Consider the following 17,143-nt stretch of genomic DNA (forward strand, 5'->3'; position numbering starts at 1 on the left):
CCCGTCGGCTGAACATAAGCAGACTGGACGGTCCAGTATTGTTGCACGGCAAGGCCTCGCGCAGGCCGGGACAATCGCCCGGCAGCCCGGAACAATCCGTACCGGCGATGGGCTGACCATTGAATACTGCCTGCCGTCCTGCACACTGTGCATGATGAGTGACCCAGGCAGCGACTTCCGCCTCTACCATTCCAACTCCCTGGACGTGCTGGCCGCGCTGCTGGCGCGCAACGTGCGTGCGCCGGTGCCGGGCCAGCCGCTGCTGGCGCCGGAAGTGGTGCTGATTCCGCAGGTGGCAATGCGGCGCTGGCTGCAGGCGACACTGGCGGCCGAGTTCGGTGTCGCTGCGAACCTTGAGTTCTTGACCCCGGGTGAGTTCGTGGCCCGCGCGCTGAAGGCCAACGTCAGCGGTGAGCAGGACGATCTGGACGCCGCCGGCCTGCACTGGAAGCTGTACCAGGCGCTGCGCGATCCGTCGTTGCTGGCGCAGCCACCGATGCGCGTGCTGCAGTCCTATCTTGCCGGCGATGATGCTTTGAAGCCGTGGGCGCTGGCCGGCGAGCTGGCCTCGGTGTTCGAGAAGTACCAGGCCTGGCGGCGTGACTGGCTGCTGCGCTGGGCGGCCGGCGCAGATCCGGCCGATCCACAGGCAATCCTGTGGCGCACCATTACCCGCGGCCACGACTACCGTGCGCGCCGCATCCAGGAGTACCTGGACCGCTTCGAAGGCGCCGGCCAGCCGCTGCCGCAAGGCCTGCCGCTGCGCATGTCTGCGTTCGCGACGCTCAACATCTCGCCCGACGTGCTGCGGGTGATGGCGACCCAGGCCCGGGTGGGCGAGCTGCACTTCTATATGCCCACGCCGGTGCAGTCGTACTGGGGCGACCTGCAGACGCTGGCCGAGCGCCTGCGCAGTGGCGCGCCGGATCCCTTCGGTGAAGCAGCCGGCGAGAACCGCCTGCTGGAAGCCTGGGGTGCGGCCGGGCGCGACTTCATGGCGGTGCTGGGCAGCTATGAGGTGGTGCATCCGGCCGGCGAGATCGCCGCCTATTCCGATCCGGAGGAGGACACCCGGCCGACCCTGGACGAAGGCGGGCTGTCCGACAGCCTGCTGCATCGCCTGCAGCGCGACCTGTTCCATCGCCGCGCGCTGCCCTCGGGCGAGCTGCGCGACGGCCTGCGCAGCGACGACCCCAGCCTGCAGGTACACGCCTGCCATACCCGCCTGCGTGAGCTGCAGGTGCTGCACGACCAGCTGCGCAGCCTGCTGCAGGACCCGCGCTTCGACCCGCCGCTGCAGGCGCGCGAGATCGCGGTGCTGGCGCCGGACATCGATCCCTACGTGCCGTACCTGGAAGCGGTGTTCGGCGGCCGTGGGGGCGACGAGGAACACATTCCGTATGCGCTGGCCGACAGCAGTCCGCTGGCGGGCGAGCCGTTGGCCGATGTGTTCGTGCACCTGCTGGGCCTGCCGGTCTCGCGCTTTGGCTTGAATGAAATACTGGACCTGCTGGCCAGCGCGCCGCTGGCCGAAGCGGCCGGGCTGGAAGCGGTGGACTTCGACCGCCTGCATGGCTGGCTGCAACAGGCCGGCGCACGCTGGGGCCTGGACGCGAAACACCGCAACCAGCACCAGGCCCCGGCCGATGATGCCTACACCTGGCAGTTCGCGCTGGATCGCCTGGTACTCGGTCATGCCACCGGCAGCGAGGCCGATCTGGCCGGGGTGGCGCCATGGATCGAACTGGAAGGCGGCGCGCTGGACGCGCTGGACCGGCTGTTGCGCCTGCTGCGGGTGCTGGCGGTCTACCAACGCCGTCTGGGCGAGCTGCTGACCCCGGCGCAGTGGCGGCAACGCCTGCTGTCGCTGCTGGATGCACTGCTGCCCACCGCGCCCAGCTCGCCCAACAGCCAGCGCGCGCTGGAGCGCCTGCGCAAGCTGCTCAACCAGTTCGCCGACGATGCCGCCAAGGCCGGTTTCGAAGACGGCGTGCCGCCGGAGGTGGTGCGTTCGCACTTCGCTGGTGCACTGGGCGAGGCCGATACGCGCGCGCCGCTGCTGACCGGTGGCATCAGTTTCGGCCGCATGGTGCCGATGCGCCTGCTGCCGTTCCGGGTGATCTGCGTGCTGGGCCTCAATGATGGCGATTTCCCGCGTCGTGACCCGGCTGCCGGCCTCAACCAGCTCACCGCCGAGCTGGATACGCCGCGCCGCCGCCCGGGTGACCGCTCCACCCGCGAGGATGACCGCTTCCTGTTCCTGCAGCTGTTCGCCGCCGCGCAGGAGGTGTTCTATCTCAGCTATCTCGGCGCCGATCCGCGCGATGGCAGCATGCGCGAGCCGTCGGTGCTGGTCAGCGAACTGATCGATGCCGCCGCCGCGTATCACCTCGATCCGCCCGCGGCCACCGGTGCCTTCACCGTGCGTCATGCCTTGCAGCCGTTCTCGCCAGCCGCATTCGGTGATGGCGACCCGCGTCGCTTCAGCTATCGCCGCCAATGGCATCCGGCTGCCGGCCGCCTCACCGGCCAGCGCGGCGGCCTGCAGCCGTGGTTCGATGCACCGTTGCCGCCGCCGCTCGACGATGCGGTGGAAGAGGAGGTCGCGCTCGATGCCCTGCGCCGCTTCCTGTGCGACCCGGCCGGGCAGTTCCTCGCACAGTCGCTGGGCCTGCGCCTGGCCGACGATGTCGAGGAGGTCGATGACCTGGAGCCGCTGGTGCTGTCCTCGCGCGGGCCGGAAAAGCGCAGCGTGCAGGCGGCGGTGGTGCGCGCCACGCTCAGCGGCGATACCGAGCCGTTGTACCCGCGGCTGCGCGCGCGTGGCCTGCTGCCCTCGGGTCCATTGGGCGAGCGCCAGTTCGAGGTGGAGCAGTTGAAGACGCGCCCGTATGCCAGCGCGCTGCTGGGCTGGATGCAGGGCGAGCCACTGGAAAGCCGTCGCTATGAGGTGGACATCGACGGCGTGCGCCTGCATGGCCGCGTGGCCGATCTGCATCCCGAAGGGCTGGTGCGCCTGCGTGCCGGCACGCTCAATGGCAATGCAGTGATCCGCCAGGGCCTGGACTGGTTGCTGGCCAACGCCGCTGGCGACGCGCTGCCCCTTGTGCAGTTCCACGATGGCGGTGACGCCGGCCCCGGCCCGCATGTGCTGCCGGCATTGAACGTTCCCGCTGCACGCGCGGCGCTGCGTGCGCTGCTGCAGCTGCGCCAGCGCGGCCTGCGTGAGCCGCTGCGCTTTGCTCCGTATACCGGCTGGGTGCTGTACAACGCGCCGACAGAAAAGCAGCGCAGCGAAGGCTGGAAGCAGTGGCACGGCAGCGACCGCACCTGGGGGGAATCCAGCAGTGACGCCTGGCAGCTGCTGCTGCGCGGTGCCGACCCGTTCGCCACCGATGCCAGCTATGCCGACCTGCTGCGCAACAGCCAGGTGGTCTTCAGCGCGGTGCGCGAAGGCCGCACCCTCGGCGCCGAAACACGCCAGGAGGGCAGCGAATGAACACCGCCATTGCCAAAGACGGCATCGATTCCCTCAGCCGCGACCCCTACCTGGCCCTGCCGCTGGACGGCATCCGCCTCATCGAAGCCAGCGCCGGTACCGGTAAGACCTTCACCCTGGCCACGCTGTTCACCCGCCTGGTGGTGGAGCAGGGCTTGCGCATCGGCCAGATCCTGGCGGTGACCTTCACCGACGCCGCCACCCAGGAACTGCGCAAGCGCATCCGCGAGCGCCTGGCGCTGGCCGCGCGCCTGGTCGATCTGGAACCGGCCGAGGGCGAAGCACCGGATGTGCGATTGACCCGCGAAGTGCTGCAGCGCCATCTGCACGGCGGCACCGAGAGCGCCGCCGCACTGAAACGCCGCCTGCAGGTGGCCGCCGACGAGATCGACCTGGCGTCCATCTTCACCATCCACGGCTTCTGCACCCGCGTGCTGCGCGAGCATGCGCTGGAAAGCGGCCACACCTTTGATCCGCCGGAACTGCTGGCCAGCGATCGTGAGTTGCTGGAGGAGCTGGCCGCTGATCTGTGGCGCGTGCATGCCAATGACCCGGTCACGCTGGAGCCGCTGACCTGGCTGTGGTCCAATCCGGATGCGTTGGCCGCTGATCTGCGCGCGCTGCTGGGCGCGCCGCCGCTGCACCCGTTGCCACAGCCGGTGGCGCTGGCCGATCCACACCCGGCATTGCAGAGCGCGGCGGAAGCATTGTCTGCAAGCGTGCGCGAGCATGGCGAGCAGTTCTTCATCGACCTCTGCGATGCCGTCGACAACAAGTGGATCAACGGCGTGTCCTACAAGCTCGGCTGGCTGCACCCGCTGGGCCGGCAGTTGCTGGCCTGGGCCGAGCGCGCCGACCCGCGCGAGCTGCTGGCCAGCGAACGCCTGCCGGCACTGCTGCCGGAGGTGCTGGCCGACAAGACCAACAAGAAGTTCCCCGACCGCACGCCATCGTCGCCGCTACAGGCGCCGTTGGCGTGCTATGTCGCGCTGCTGGCCGAACGCGATGCCTGGTTGCGTGCCACCGCGCTGAATTTCCTGCACGCGCTTCGCGCCGAAGCCACGCAGCGCCTGCAGGCGCTGAAGCGCACGCGCCGGGTGCAGACCTACGACGATCTGATCGATGGCGTAGCGCTCGCCCTGGAAGGCCCGCAGCGACTGACGCTGGTCAGGCAGCTGCGCGCGCAGTACCGCATCGCGCTGGTCGATGAGTTCCAGGATACCGACGACCGCCAGTGGGGCATCTTCCACACCGTGTTCGGCGATTCGCCGGAGGTGCGCGAGCTGGGCCTGGCGCCGGCGCTGTTCCTGATCGGCGACCCCAAGCAGGCGATCTACGGTTTCCGCGGCGGTGATATCCACACCTACCTGAAGGCCAAGCAGGTGGCGCAGCAGGCGCCGGTGCTGGACCAGAACTTCCGTTCGAGACCGTCTGTGCTGCGCGCGTTGCAGGCGCTGTACGACAACGGTGGCGAAGACGCCTTCCTCGAACGCGACATCCAGTTCGAGCCGGTGCGCGCCGGTGGCGTGCGTACCGACGAGGACTACCAGCGCGACGGCCATGCCGCCACGGCGCTCACCCTGCGTGTGCTGCGCAGTGGCGGCGACAAGGCGATGAGTGCCGATGCCTCGCGCGATGCGGCCACCCAGGCCTGCGTGGCCGCGATTCACCAGATCCTGGTCGAGGCGCGTGCGGGCAATGCCGTGTTGCGTGGGCGTCCGGTGCAGCCCGGTGATATCGCGGTGCTGGTGCGCTCGCATCGCGAGGCCACCCTGGTACAGCGCGCGCTGGCCGCGGTGGGCATTCCTGCCGTGGCAGCCGGCAAGCAGAGCCTGTTCTCCACCCCCGAAGCGCGTGATCTCCGTGCGCTGCTGTTGGCACTGCTGCAACCGGCCGACGAAGGCCGCCTGCGTGCAGCGCTGGCCACCGTGCTGCTTGGCCAGCGCGCAAGTGCGATCGCCGCGATGGAACGCGAGGGCGACCTGCAACGCGGGTTCCAGGCACAGCTGCTGCACTGGCGTGAGCGCTGGCAGCGCGGCGGACCGTTCGCGGTGATCGCCGATGTCTGTGCCGCGCAGGGCGAACGCCTGCTGGCGCTGATCGACGGCGAGCGCCGCCTGACCAATTACCTGCAGCTGGGTGAACTGCTGCAGGAAGCCTCGGCGCAGGCGCTGGGCATGCATGGCCTGCTGGACTGGCTGCAGGGACAGATGGCCAGCGCCGACCAGGATGACGAGCAGCAGCTGCTGCGCCTGGAATCGGATGCGCGCCGCGTGCAGATCATCACGCTGCACAAGAGCAAAGGCCTGGAGTACCCGCTGGTGTTCCTGCCCTTTGTCGGCATCGACGGCGGCGCACCGAACACCGCCTCGCACTGCACCGTGCACGTCGGCGGCCAGCGCCAGCTGCACTGGAAGCTGGGCAAGGACGAGGCCTGGGAAGCGGCCAGCAGCCAACGTGAGCGCGAGCAGCGCGCCGAGGACGCGCGCCTGCTGTATGTGGGACTGACCCGCGCCGAGCACGCGCTTTGGATTGCCGTGGGCGATCTGGCCGGGCTGGGAAAGACCCGGCTGGCGCCGCTGCTGGGCGATCTGCAGGTGTTGCGCGCGCACGCCGACGTGCACATCGATGACAGTGAGGCACCGGCCGCGCTGCCGCAGCTGGCGGCCGAAGTAGAAGGTGATCTTCCGGCGGTGCGTGCACTGACCCGGCGCGTGCCGCACGACTGGTGGGTCTACAGCTTCACCCAGCTGGCCCACGCAGACGCCGGTGCCGGCAACGATATCGAAGCGGCCGCCACCGAGCTGCCGGCACCGGCCGCCGACGAGCCGGTCGGCCCGGAGCTGCCGCTGGAACCGGCGCTGCCGGAAGCGGCCGCGATCGCCGAAGACAGCACGCCGATCGACCCGCGCTTCATGGGCAGCCGCTTCGGCAATGTGCTGCACGAGGCGATGGAGAATGTCGACTTCGCTGCCTGGGGTGACTGGCAGCCGGGTCTGGAAGCTCCTGAAGGACAGGCCGAGGTGCTGCGCAAGGCGCTGCACGACGAAGGCTATGCCGACGTTGATCTGGACGATGGCGTGGCCGTGCTGGTGCCGCTGGTGGGCCACACGCTCACCGTGCCGCTACCCGAAGGTGGTGCGCTGCACAGCCTGGGTGAAGGCGAGCGCCGCGCAGAAATCGACTTCCATTTCGCCATCGAACCGACCACGGTGCCGGCGCTGCTGCAGGTCCTTCATGCGCACGGTGTTTCCAGCGCGCGCCGCGGCTTCGGTCAGCGCCGCCGCCTGGAAGGGCTGATGACCGGCATGATCGACCTGACCTACGTGCGCGATGGCTGCTGGTATGTGCTCGACTACAAGTCCAACCGTCTGCCCGGCTACAGCCCGGACCTGCTGGCCATTGCCATGCGCCACAGCGAGTACGACCTGCAGGCGCTGATCTACACCGTGGCGCTGCATCGCTGGCTGCGCTTCCGCCTGGGCGCGGCCTACGACTACGAGCGCGACATGGGCGGCATCCGCTACCTGTTCTGCCGCGGCCTGGATGCCGCTGGCAACGGCGTGCATGTGGATCGTTTCCCGTTGGCGCTGGTAGATGCGCTGGACGCACTGTTCGCCGGTGGCGAGCAGGCCCAGGCCGAACTGGCCGCGCGTGCCCGTGGAGCCAGCGCATGAGCCTGCTGAAGGAACTGCACCAGAAGGGCCTGCTGCGCACCCTCGACCACGCGTTGGCGACCAGCCTGATGCGGCTGCGCGACGACACGCCCGAGAGCGTGGCGCTGGCGGCGGCGCTGGCCTCGCTGGCGGTGTCGCAGGGCCACGCCGCGTTCGATCCGGCACAACCGCAGCGGTCGCTGGAAGGCGTGCCTGAGTGGCCTGCCGCACAGGACTGGCTGGCACATCTGCGTGCATCGCCGTGGGTAGCGACACCGGAGCAAGCCGACGCCATCGCCGAGGATGCGCCGCTGGTGCTGGAGAACGGGCTGCTCTACCTGCGCCGTTATCGCGAGTACGAGCGCCAGTTGGCCGCCGGCCTGCAGCGCATCGGCCGGCATCCGCTGCCGGCGCCGGACATGACGGCGTTGGCGCCGTTGTTCGCGCAGCTGTTCCCGCAGGCATTGAACAGTGAAGATCACCAGGCACGCGCAGCCGGCGTGACCCTGCGCCATCCGCTGGCGCTGGTCACCGGCGGCCCCGGCACCGGCAAGACCACCACCATCGCGCGCCTGTTGTTGCTGCTGGCCGCGCAGGCCCGGTACGCCGGCCAGCCGCTGCCCGAGGTGGCGCTGGCCGCGCCTACCGGTCGCGCCGCCGAGCGCATGGCCGAGAGCCTGCGCATAGTCGTGCAACGGCTGCAGGAACAAGGACTGGACCCGGCGCTGTGTACGGCGCTGCCCAGTACCGGCACCACCCTGCATCGCCTGCTCGGCGTGATTCCCGATTCACCGCGCTTCCGTCACCACGCCGACAATCCGCTGCCGGTGGATGTGGTGGTGGTGGACGAAGCCTCGATGATCGATCTGCCGATGATGGCCAAGCTGGTCGACGCGATTGCCAGCGGCACCCGGCTGATCCTGCTTGGCGATCCCGATCAGCTACCGTCGGTGGAGGCGGGCGACGTGCTCAGCGCGATCCTGCGTGCCAGCGGTGATGGCATCGGCACCCGCGCCGACGACGCGCAGGTACTGCACGGCCTGCTGGCGCCGGCCACCTTGCAGCCGCAGGCCGCACCACGCGCCTTCGCAGGCCGCCGCGTGCAGCTGCAGCGCGGCTACCGGCAGAGCGATGCGCTGGATCTGGCACCGCTGGCACATGCCGTGCGGGAGGGCGACAGCAGCGCCGCATTGCAGCTGCTGCGCAGCGGTGCATTGGCTGGCGTGCACTTCCACGAAGGCGAAGCCGATCCATTGCGCGGCCAGCGCGAGCACCTGCTCGGCCACTGGCGTGCACTGGCCGACGCGGCCGATCCAGTGCTTGCCCTGCAACAGGCCGGGCGCCTGCGCGTGCTGACCGCGTTGCGCGAAGGCCCGCAGGGTGCGCGCGGGCTCAACAGCCGCATCGAACAGCTGCTGGCCGGCAACACCCCGGGCTACTTCCAGGGCCGCCTGCTGCTGGTCACCGAGAACAGCTTCCGGCACCGCCTGTTCAACGGCGATATCGGCATCTGCCTGCGCGATGACAGTGGCGCGATGGTGGCCTGGTTCCCCGGCGATACCGTCGACCAGCCGCGCGCCTTTCACCCGGCGGCACTGCCCGCGCACGAAAGCGCCTTCGCGATGACCGTGCACAAGGCACAGGGCTCGGAGTTCGATGAGGTGTGGCTGCAGCTGCCACGTCAGGACAGCCGCGTGCTGTCACGGGAGCTGGTCTACACCGGCCTGACCCGCGCCCGCCAGGTGCTGCATGTGGCGGGCAGTGCCGAGGTGCTGCAGGCCGCATTGAAGCGCAACGCCAGCCGGTTGGGTGGCCTGGCCTGGCGGCTGGGTGCGGAAGAGGTGGCCGAAGCACCAACGCGCGTCGAACAGCCCACGGTGCAGGGCACGCTGTTCTGAATCGGGGTCGGATCCCGTTCCCAACGGGAACGGGCTCTGACCCCCGTCGCCCGATGTCGCATTTGCCCTTTGATGACGCCGCTGGTGCTACCTATCCTGCGTTGCTACCCCACGACACAGGAACCGGCACATGGCGCTTATCGCCCTGGATGACCCACGCTGGGCCGAACTACAGCATGCCTACGGGGCTGCGGATGACATTCCGGAGTTGCTGGCGAATCTGAGTATTCCGAAGGGTGAAAGAGCGGACGACGATCCGATTGAAGATACCTGGGAGGAATTGTGGAGCAGCTTGTGCCATCAAGGGGATGTCTACAGCGCTTCGTTTGCAGCGGTGCCGCATATTGTTGATGCGCTTCTGCGACAGCCAGAGCTCCTGATGTTCGACTTCGTTGGGCTGCCGATCAAAATTGAAGTTGAGAGACGAGAAGCCGACATCGTGCTCCCGGACATTCTGGAGCCGCAGTACTCAGAGGCGCTCCAGAACCTCGCTCGCTTTGCCGCCAGCGTAATCCTGGAGACGCATGATAGAAGCATGAGTTCAGCGTTGCTGACATCGCTCGCGTTGGCCCACGGCAATACCGGCGTCGCACGCATGCTTGGGCAGATAACCGCTTACGAAGCGGATGAAGCGGTTGATCTGTTCCTCAATCGCTAGCCAGAAGCAGTCGAGCATGGCTCGACTCTACAAAAGCGTACTTCGATCATTCCGACGTTCATCCACGCATGGCGTGGATCTACCGTGTCGACCAAGGTCGACACCTACCAGAGCAGAACGCCGTGCCGACAGATCGCAGGAAACTGTCGAAGGCGGGGTGGGTCCGGTTGAGGGAGTGTGAGCGGCATGGATGCCGCGACCAAGCCCCCATGGATGGGTTTACGGCGTCCCCCTCAACCGGACCCACCCCGCCATCCCACGGAATGCCCGCTTTTGACGTTGACGTTGCCTCGGCAGGTGCAGGGCGCAGCCCTGCCGCCCCCGTCATTCAGCGATCAGTACCAGACCATCCGGGAACACAATCGCGGCTTCATCGGCACTCACATCGAAGAAGCCCACGCCGTGCTTCTCAGCCAGGTCCTGTACGCGGCCATGCGCGCGCTCGGCCACCGAATACGCGAACGCGCCGTAGATCACCTCGCGGCCGATGCTGTACTCGGTCACCTCGGCACGGTCGTCATCGTCGTTGCTCAATGGGCCGTTCAACGGCGGGAAGTCCTGCGCCATCTCCGCGAACCAGGCCTGCAGCGCAGGACTGCTCACCGCCGGGTCGTCGTACTCGTGGCGTTCGTTCCACTGCGTCTGTTTTTCAAACCAGACGATGAAGGCCGCCGCCTCGCGCGGGGCGATGCTGGCGTCGAACACCATCATGTCGTAACTCATTGGAGCTTCCTGTTGTCTGGGCGAAAGGCCGCCGGGCGTGGCCCGGCGCTACCGGAGGATAAGGGGTGCGCCGGGGCATGCCCGGCGATTCGTATCAGGCGAACAGGGTAGCGCCGGGCCATGCCCGGCGGATCGCATTACACGGATGGAGCTGTGGCGTCCGCCCATCCCGGCGCCAACGCCTTCGCCTCCGGGAACAGCGCGAAGCGCAGCCCGATCAGACCCATCAGGGCTTCATCGCGCGCCTTGCACGCGGCCACGCTGCCGACCCGGCCCAGCGAGGTATCCAGCCGCTCGCGCAGCGCGTCGGCCGCCAGAATCGGTTTGCGCGCGGCGATCTGCCGGCGGTAGTGCACGGCGACCTCTTCCAGAATGTGCTCGACCGCTTCGCGGCTGCGCTCGGGCAGTTCCAGCCGGGCGCGGCGCAGCTGCAGGATGTTCAGGCCGATGCGCGCTTCGTTGAGCATGTCCACCGAGGCGATGTCGCTGCCCTCCGGCGTTGCCGCCAGGCGCGGCGCGAGCAGGCCGAGCAGATCGAGCATGCGCGCGGCGAAGCGCTGGCGGTCCTGCTGGCCGCGACCTTCGGCGGCTTCGGCCAGCGTGGTCCAGCCCTGCCGCACCAGCCGGCGCGCGGTCCATTCGGCACCCACAGAACGGAACAGGCGGGTCATCACCACCGCAAAGCCAATGCCGATGAACATTGCGATGGACGAGTTGAGGAAGGTCTGGATGTTGGCGCTGTAGGTGTTCTGCAGGCTCAGCAGCGCGGCCAGGTTGACCGTCAGCGGAAGCGCGAACAGTGCGCTCTTGGGGTGGTGCAGCATCAGCCCCAGCGGCAGGAACGCCACCGCCAGCACCAGTGCCAGCAGGCCGAAGTCGTGCACGGCCGGGAACACGCCGAACAGGTACACGCCGGCCACCACCGAGGCGACCATCGCCCATACCAGGAACGACACCATGCTCGGTGCCGGATCATCCTGCGCGGCGAAGAATGCGGCGGTCACTGCGGCCATCATCGCGCCGTTGCCACCGCCTTCCCAGCCCAGTGCGATCCACAACACGCAGTAGCTCATCAGCGCCACGCCGGCACTGAGCGCGGAGAACAGCGCCATGCCGTAGTCGACGTGCTTGTCGGCGGCCACGCGTTCGGTACGGATGCGGTAGTGCGCGCGGTCCAGCGGCGCGGTGCCGTGGTCGATGGCGTGCTGCAGCGTGCGGCAGTCCTGCCACAGGTCGACCAGCTCCTCCAGGCGCAGCAGCAGGCTGGCCAGCTGCAGGTGCTGCAGGTCGCGATCCACCTGTGGCTTCAGCGCGCTGATGCGCGCGCGCAGGCGGGCGTACTCGCTGGCATTCGTCGGGCCATCCAGCCAGTCGTGGATATCGTCGACCAGTGCCGGCAGCCCTTCGGGCAGGGCCTGGCCATCGCTGCGCAGCGCGCTCAGGCGGTCGGCAATCGAGGACAGCACCGGCAACAGCAGCAGCATGCGTTCGCGCAGGCGCTCCATCGACACCGCCGAACCGGCATGGCGCGGATCGTCACGGCGCAGGAACTCGATCAGTGCCTCGAACTGCACCAGGTCGGCGGCCAGCCGGTTGCGCGGCGCATGCGCACGGCCACGTTCAAGGATCTGCCGGCACCACTGCGCGGCGTCCTCCATCCAGTTGCCGATGCGGGCGCGCAGCATCGGGCGTACCGAAGCAGGGAACAGCAGCGACGCGAACAGCACTGCTACCACCGTGCCGAGGATGATCTCCTCGCTGCGTGCCACCACGGTGTCGAAGATGGTCTCCGGCGAGGTCACCGCCGGGAAGCCGATGAAGGCGGTGGTGTAGCCGGCCAGCAGGAACGCGTAGCCGCGCGGCCCGCGGTTGAGCAGGGCCATGAACAGGCACCCGGCCAGCCAGATCGACATCGCCGCGCTCAGCACCAGCGGTGTTTCCACCAGCGCCGGCAGCACCAGCAGGGTGGCCAGGCCGGCCACCAGGGTGCCGACGATGCGGTACACGCCCTTGGCGCGGGTGGGGCCCAGCAGCGGCTGGCTGACGATGTACACCGTGCCCATCGCCCAGTACGGGCGCGACAGGTTGCCGGCCATGGCGATGTACAGCGCGGCCACCGCTGCCAGGTAGGTCTTGATCGAGAACAGCCACGCCTGGCGGTCGGTCAGCGCGTTCATGGCCTACTTCGCTGCGGTCGGGGTGCTGGCTGCGGCGACGCTGGCCTGCCAGCCGCCACCCAGCACCAGGAACAGGTGGATCTGGTCGCGCGAGACCTGCGCCTCGGCGGCCGCCAGGGTGGCATCGCTGTTGGCCAGGCTGCGGTCTGCATCCAGGCTGGACAGGTACGGCGTGCGGCCGCCCTGGTACAGCCGGCGGTTCTGCTCGGCGGCCAGCGCGGCCTGCTCCTGCGCGATGCGCAGCGACTGCAACCGGCGCAGGTCCTGCGCATAGCGGTCCAGTGCGGTCTGGGTCTCGCGCAGTGCCTGCAGCACCGTGTGGTCGAACTCGGCCAGGGCCGCATCGGCCCCGGCTTCGGCGGCGTGGATGCGTGCGTGCGTGCCGGACGACGGCAGCGTCCACGAGATCAGCGGGCCGATCGACCACTGCTGGGTCATCGGCGTGCCGAAGTCTTCCAGCAGGCCGGCGGCACCGAGTGAGGCACCCAGGCGGATGTCCGGATACAGCTCGGCGGTGGCGACACCAATCCGTGCCGTGGCCGAGGCCAGCTTGCGCTCGGCCTGGCGCACGTCCGGGCGGCGCTGCAGCAGTGCGCGGCCATCACCGACCGGCAGCGCCTGCGCCAGGCCGGGGGCGTGTGCACAGTCGATCACGCCGGCCGGCAGCTGGCCCGGGGTCTGCCCGAGCAGGGCGGCCAGCGAATAGGCGGCCGCCGAGCGCTGCGCATGCAGCGGCGGCAACGCGGCTTCCAGCAGGGCGACCTGTGCATTGGCACGGGCCAGTTCCGGTGGTGTGCCACGGCCGGCGGCAATCAGGCGCTGGGTGACCGCGCGGCTGCGCTGCTGCAGTTGCAGTGAGTGTTCAGCCACGTGCAGTTCATGGTTGGCGTGGCAGATTTCCAGGTAGCTGTCGGCCACCTCGGCCACCACGCTGACCTGGGCCAGGTCGCGTGCTGCGGCCACCGACTGTTCGTCGGCGCGCGCCGCTTCGGCGCCACGCTTGAGCTTGCCGAACAGGTCGAACTGGTAGCTGACCGCAAACTTGCCATCGGCCAGGTTGATCACCGGCAGTTCGTGCTCCTGCAGGAACGATTCGGCCGACAGCTGCGCGCGGCTCACGCCGGCCTCGGCTTCGTACTCGAAGCCACCGGCGTCCAGTGCCTGTTCGTAAACGGCGGCTGCCCGCCGCAGATGCGCATCGGCGGCCTTCAGTTCCACGTTGTCGCGCAGCGCCTGGGTGATCAGGCCGTCCAGCACCGGGTCGTTGTACAGCGACCACCAGCGGTCGGGCAGCGCCTGGTTGGCGGCAATCTGCGGGTTCTGCGTATCGATGAAGGCCGCGTTGGCCTCCGGGCGCTTGAACGCCGAGCCTTCCGGCAGTGCGTAGTCGGGGCCGACGGTCCTGCACGCGGTCAGGCTGGCCAGCGCAACGATCAGGCCGAGACGGGGCAGGGCGGCGTTCACAGGCCCGCCTGTGTCGGCGCGGTGCCGGCCTTGTCGTTGTGTGGATGGCGGCCGGTGTCCACGGTCACCGTGGCGGTACGGCCTGCGATCAGTTCCACGCCCTGGGGCACGTCATCGATGGCGATGCGCACCGGGATGCGCTGCGCCAGCCGCACCCAGTCGAAGGCCGGGGTCACGTTCGGCAGCAGGGAGCTGCCGTTGCTGCGGTAGCGGTCCTCGATGCCGGCGGCGATGCTTTCGACATGGCCGCGCAGCGGTGCCGATTCGCCCATCAGGCGGATGTCCACGCGCTGCCCCGGGGCGACGCCGCGCAGGCGGGTTTCCTCGAAGTAGCCATCAATGCGGAACGAGCCGGTATCGAGCAGCGCCAGCACCGGCTTGCCGGCCACCACGTAGTCGCCTACGCGCATGGTGCGATCGTTGACCCGGCCATCGGCTGGTGCGCGCACCTCGGTGCGGCCCAGGTTGAGCTCGGCCAGGTCGACCGCCGCCTGTGCGGTGGCCAGCGCAGCCTGTGCGGCCTGCAGCTTGGCCCGGCGCACTTCGGCATCCTCGGCGGCCACCAGGTCCTGCAGGCTGCGATCCCGCCCGATCTCGCGGCGCAGCTGTGTCACCGATGCCTGGCGCTCGGCCAGGCTGGCGCGGGCCTGTTCCAGCGCGATGCGGTAGCGCGCGCGGTCGACCACGAACAGCAGGTCACCCTTCTTCACCGCCTGGTTGTCGGCCACCTGCACCGTTTCGACCAGGCCGGACACATCCGGCGCCACCTGCACCACATCGGCACCCACGTGCGCATCGCGGGTCCACGGCTCATCCATGTAGTAGACCCACAACTGGCGCAGCACCAGCAGGGCGACGATCACGGCTGCGCTGGTGAGCAGCACCGGCAGGGTCTTCTTCACGATCTTGTTCACGATTGCATCCAACGCAGAAGGTGGAACAGCAGGCCCAGCACGATCCCGTACAGCGCCAGATTGAACAGCGGCGGATGCCAGACATGGCGATAGGCGCCGGCGCGCTGAAGCAGCGCGTGCAGGCCGCTGTTGACCAGATAGGCCAACAGCATCAACCCGAGCAGGGTCGGGACGAATATTCCATGGAGACTGAATTCACCGGGCATCGGTAGGGGCGGGTGCGAAGTGGGGAGGGGAGGTACATCAAAACAACGGCAACGGGCGAAAGCCGCTGGCGTGTGCACGGCAGCGGCGGTGTCCGGGCAGAACGGTCTTACGTGATGCGGTCGGCGGCCTCGGCCAGCAGGCGCCATGCCTTCAGCACGGCGTGCAGTTCATCCATGGAAAGCTCGCCGAACACGTCCTGGCGCAGGCCGATCAACTGGTCTTCCAGCTCGCTGACCAGCGCGTGTCCCGCGTCGGTCAGCCACAGCAGGTTGGCGCGGCGGTCGCTGGCGTCGCTCTCGCGGCGGACCAGATCGCTGGCGCACAGCTTGTCCAGCAGGCGCACCAGCGACGGGCCTTCCATGCCCAGCTGCTGGGCCAGCGCCACCTGGCGGATGCCACCGCCGGAGCGGCCGATCATCAGCAGGGGCATGGTGCAGGCGGTGGAGATGCCGTAGCTGCCGAGCCGGCTGTCGGCCAGGCGCTGCCACTGCCGCCCTGCGTACAGCAGGCCGGAGCTGAGCTGCATCTGCAGCACGGTGCGCTCGTCGAGGGGTCGGTCCATAAGATATAGATAGGATACTACTAATTTCATTCCTATCAATGGGTTTTTCTGAATGGGTGGGGTGTAGTGAGGAAAGCGTTGCGCCTGCCTGGTGTCGGGTGGGGCAGCGGGGGCCGGACGGTGCAGGACACGCCGTGAACCCATCCATGGGGGCTCGGCCGCGGCATCCATGCCGCGGACGGTCCTGCCCCGCCCGGCCCCCGCTGCCTTCCCATCACCCCGCTAGCGCGGTGGGTTGGCTCTTAGAAGCATTAGAAGCAAGAGCAGAAGCAGTGCGGACCAACGGTCCGCACCCACCGAGGCGGCGGCGGGCCGCTTCCGAAGCCATGAACCCCCGCTTTTGACCCCGCTTTCGGGCGGTCCGGCCGCGCCCCCAGGAAACCGTCAGGGAGGTAGAGAGGGGACTGCGCAGGACCGTTGGCGCCATGGATGGCGCCATCGAGCCCCCAGGGGTGAGGGCGCTTTGCTTGCGAGGCATGCCTCGCAAGCGCCCGAACGCACAGCCGCCAGCGGCTGGGCCGGACCCCGGAGGGGGTTTACGGCGTGTCCTGCGCAGTCCCCTCTCTACCTCCCAACCGATAGCAACGACGCGCCAACACGACCCCCCGATGAACCGTCCCCACAGGACGACCCACCCCCCGGTCGGGTACGATGCTCGCCCCCCGTTCGGGACGCTGTACGCAATGAGCAAGAACAACGAAAAGGCCGCCCCGCAGGGCGACGTGACCCAGGACCAGGCCGAGGATGCCGTGCGCACCCTGCTGCGCTGGGCCGGTGAGGACCCGTCCCGTGAAGGTCTGCTGGATACCCCCCGCCGCGTCGCCGAAGCCTATGGCGACTGGTTCAGCGGCTACCGCGACGACCCGCGCGCCTACATGGAGCGGACCTTCGAGGAAGTGGCTGGCTACGATGAACTGATCGTGCTGCGCGACATCGAGTACGAAAGCCACTGCGAACACCACATGGCGCCGATCATCGGCCGCGTGCACGTCGGCTACCTGCCGGCCGGCAAGGTGGTGGGCATCAGCAAGCTGGCCCGTGTCGTCGAAGCCTACGCCCGCCGTTTCCAGGTGCAGGAGAAGATGACCGCGCAGATCGCCCAGTGCATCCAGGATGTGCTGCAACCGATCGGCGTCGGCGTGGTCGTCGAAGGCGCCCACGAATGCATGACCACCCGTGGCATCCACAAGCGCGGCGTCAGCATGGTCACCTCCAAGATGCTGGGCAGCTTCCGCGACGACGCGCGTACCCGCGCCGAGTTCCTGCGCTTCATCGAAGTGGGCGGCAAGCGCTGAGCCGCTTGCCCGCACCGCGCCGGCCCTGTGTGGCCGGCATGCCCACGGCCGCCCGCGCGGCGGCCGTGCGCGGCTGCTCGTCCCCACCAG

11 protein-coding genes are annotated in these 17,143 nt (G+C 68.7%); 5 read left to right on the plus strand and 6 right to left on the minus strand.

Features of this window, described 5'->3' with window-relative positions; translation table 11 throughout:
• Nucleotides 1-151 precede the first annotated feature (151 nt).
• The 4 genes from recC (at nt 152) to ABR323_RS09875 (ending at nt 9,711) form a co-directional block, all read left to right on the plus strand.
• Nucleotides 152-3,499: an exodeoxyribonuclease V subunit gamma gene (gene recC, locus ABR323_RS09860; RefSeq protein WP_439449152.1), complete on the plus strand. Its 3,348-nt coding sequence runs from the start codon at nt 152-154 to the stop codon at nt 3,497-3,499.
• A complete protein-coding gene (gene recB, locus ABR323_RS09865) occupies nt 3,496-7,176 on the plus strand; it encodes an exodeoxyribonuclease V subunit beta (RefSeq protein WP_439449153.1) in 3,681 nt (1,226 codons plus the stop codon). The genes recC and recB overlap by 4 nt, the downstream gene beginning before the upstream one ends.
• A complete protein-coding gene (gene recD, locus ABR323_RS09870) occupies nt 7,173-9,053 on the plus strand; it encodes an exodeoxyribonuclease V subunit alpha (RefSeq protein ID WP_439449154.1) in 1,881 nt (626 codons plus the stop codon). Before recB ends, recD begins: the two co-directional genes overlap by 4 nt.
• Before the next feature lie 130 nt (nt 9,054-9,183).
• Nucleotides 9,184-9,711, plus strand: a complete 528-nt coding sequence (locus ABR323_RS09875; protein WP_439449155.1) for a hypothetical protein — start codon at nt 9,184-9,186, stop codon at nt 9,709-9,711.
• Nucleotides 9,712-10,035: 324 nt separating this feature from the next.
• Here the strand turns inward: ABR323_RS09875 and ABR323_RS09880 are convergent, their stop codons facing one another.
• The 6 genes from ABR323_RS09880 to ABR323_RS09905 all read right to left on the minus strand — a co-directional run bounded on the left by ABR323_RS09880 (nt 10,036) and on the right by ABR323_RS09905 (nt 15,758).
• On the minus strand, nt 10,036-10,434 hold the full coding sequence (locus ABR323_RS09880) for a hypothetical protein (RefSeq protein ID WP_135275618.1): 399 nt from the start codon (nt 10,432-10,434) through the stop codon (nt 10,036-10,038).
• A 137-nt stretch (nt 10,435-10,571) separates the two neighbouring features.
• Nucleotides 10,572-12,611 (minus strand): FUSC family protein, encoded by a 2,040-nt coding sequence (locus ABR323_RS09885; protein WP_439449156.1) that lies wholly within the window; start codon nt 12,609-12,611, stop codon nt 10,572-10,574.
• 3 nt (nt 12,612-12,614) lie between these two features.
• On the minus strand, nt 12,615-14,075 hold the full coding sequence (locus tag ABR323_RS09890) for an efflux transporter outer membrane subunit (RefSeq protein WP_439449157.1): 1,461 nt from the start codon (nt 14,073-14,075) through the stop codon (nt 12,615-12,617).
• Complete coding sequence (locus tag ABR323_RS09895) at nt 14,072-14,989, minus strand: efflux RND transporter periplasmic adaptor subunit (RefSeq protein WP_439449158.1); 918 nt, start codon at nt 14,987-14,989, stop codon at nt 14,072-14,074. The genes ABR323_RS09890 and ABR323_RS09895 overlap by 4 nt, the downstream gene beginning before the upstream one ends.
• Complete coding sequence (locus ABR323_RS09900; RefSeq protein WP_135275614.1) at nt 14,986-15,195, minus strand: DUF1656 domain-containing protein; 210 nt, start codon at nt 15,193-15,195, stop codon at nt 14,986-14,988. Before ABR323_RS09900 ends, ABR323_RS09895 begins: the two co-directional genes overlap by 4 nt.
• Nucleotides 15,196-15,302: 107 nt before the next feature.
• Nucleotides 15,303-15,758 (minus strand): MarR family winged helix-turn-helix transcriptional regulator, encoded by a 456-nt coding sequence (locus ABR323_RS09905; RefSeq protein ID WP_012481667.1) that lies wholly within the window; start codon nt 15,756-15,758, stop codon nt 15,303-15,305.
• 683 nt (nt 15,759-16,441) lie between these two features.
• Between ABR323_RS09905 and folE the strand changes: the two genes are divergently transcribed.
• Nucleotides 16,442-17,053: a GTP cyclohydrolase I FolE gene (folE, locus tag ABR323_RS09910; RefSeq protein WP_004141296.1), complete on the plus strand. Its 612-nt coding sequence runs from the start codon at nt 16,442-16,444 to the stop codon at nt 17,051-17,053.
• Nucleotides 17,054-17,143 lie beyond the last annotated feature (90 nt).

Source organism: Stenotrophomonas sp. ATs4, assembly GCF_051861585.1.
Taxonomy (GTDB): domain Bacteria; phylum Pseudomonadota; class Gammaproteobacteria; order Xanthomonadales; family Xanthomonadaceae; genus Stenotrophomonas; species Stenotrophomonas maltophilia_AS.

Bases quoted from the DNA above. Each gene is read 5' to 3' on its own strand.
- recC (WP_439449152.1), top strand. From the start codon at position 152: ATGATGAGTGACCCAGGCAGCGACTTCCGCCTCTACCATTCCAACTCC.
- ABR323_RS09880 (WP_135275618.1), bottom strand. From the start codon at position 10,434: ATGAGTTACGACATGATGGTGTTCGACGCCAGCATCGCCCCGCGCGAG.
- recD (WP_439449154.1), top strand. From the start codon at position 7,173: ATGAGCCTGCTGAAGGAACTGCACCAGAAGGGCCTGCTGCGCACCCTC.
- ABR323_RS09905 (WP_012481667.1), bottom strand. From the start codon at position 15,758: ATGGACCGACCCCTCGACGAGCGCACCGTGCTGCAGATGCAGCTCAGC.
- ABR323_RS09900 (WP_135275614.1), bottom strand. From the start codon at position 15,195: ATGCCCGGTGAATTCAGTCTCCATGGAATATTCGTCCCGACCCTGCTC.
- ABR323_RS09885 (WP_439449156.1), bottom strand. From the start codon at position 12,611: ATGAACGCGCTGACCGACCGCCAGGCGTGGCTGTTCTCGATCAAGACC.
- folE (WP_004141296.1), top strand. From the start codon at position 16,442: ATGAGCAAGAACAACGAAAAGGCCGCCCCGCAGGGCGACGTGACCCAG.
- recB (WP_439449153.1), top strand. From the start codon at position 3,496: ATGAACACCGCCATTGCCAAAGACGGCATCGATTCCCTCAGCCGCGAC.
- ABR323_RS09875 (WP_439449155.1), top strand. From the start codon at position 9,184: ATGGCGCTTATCGCCCTGGATGACCCACGCTGGGCCGAACTACAGCAT.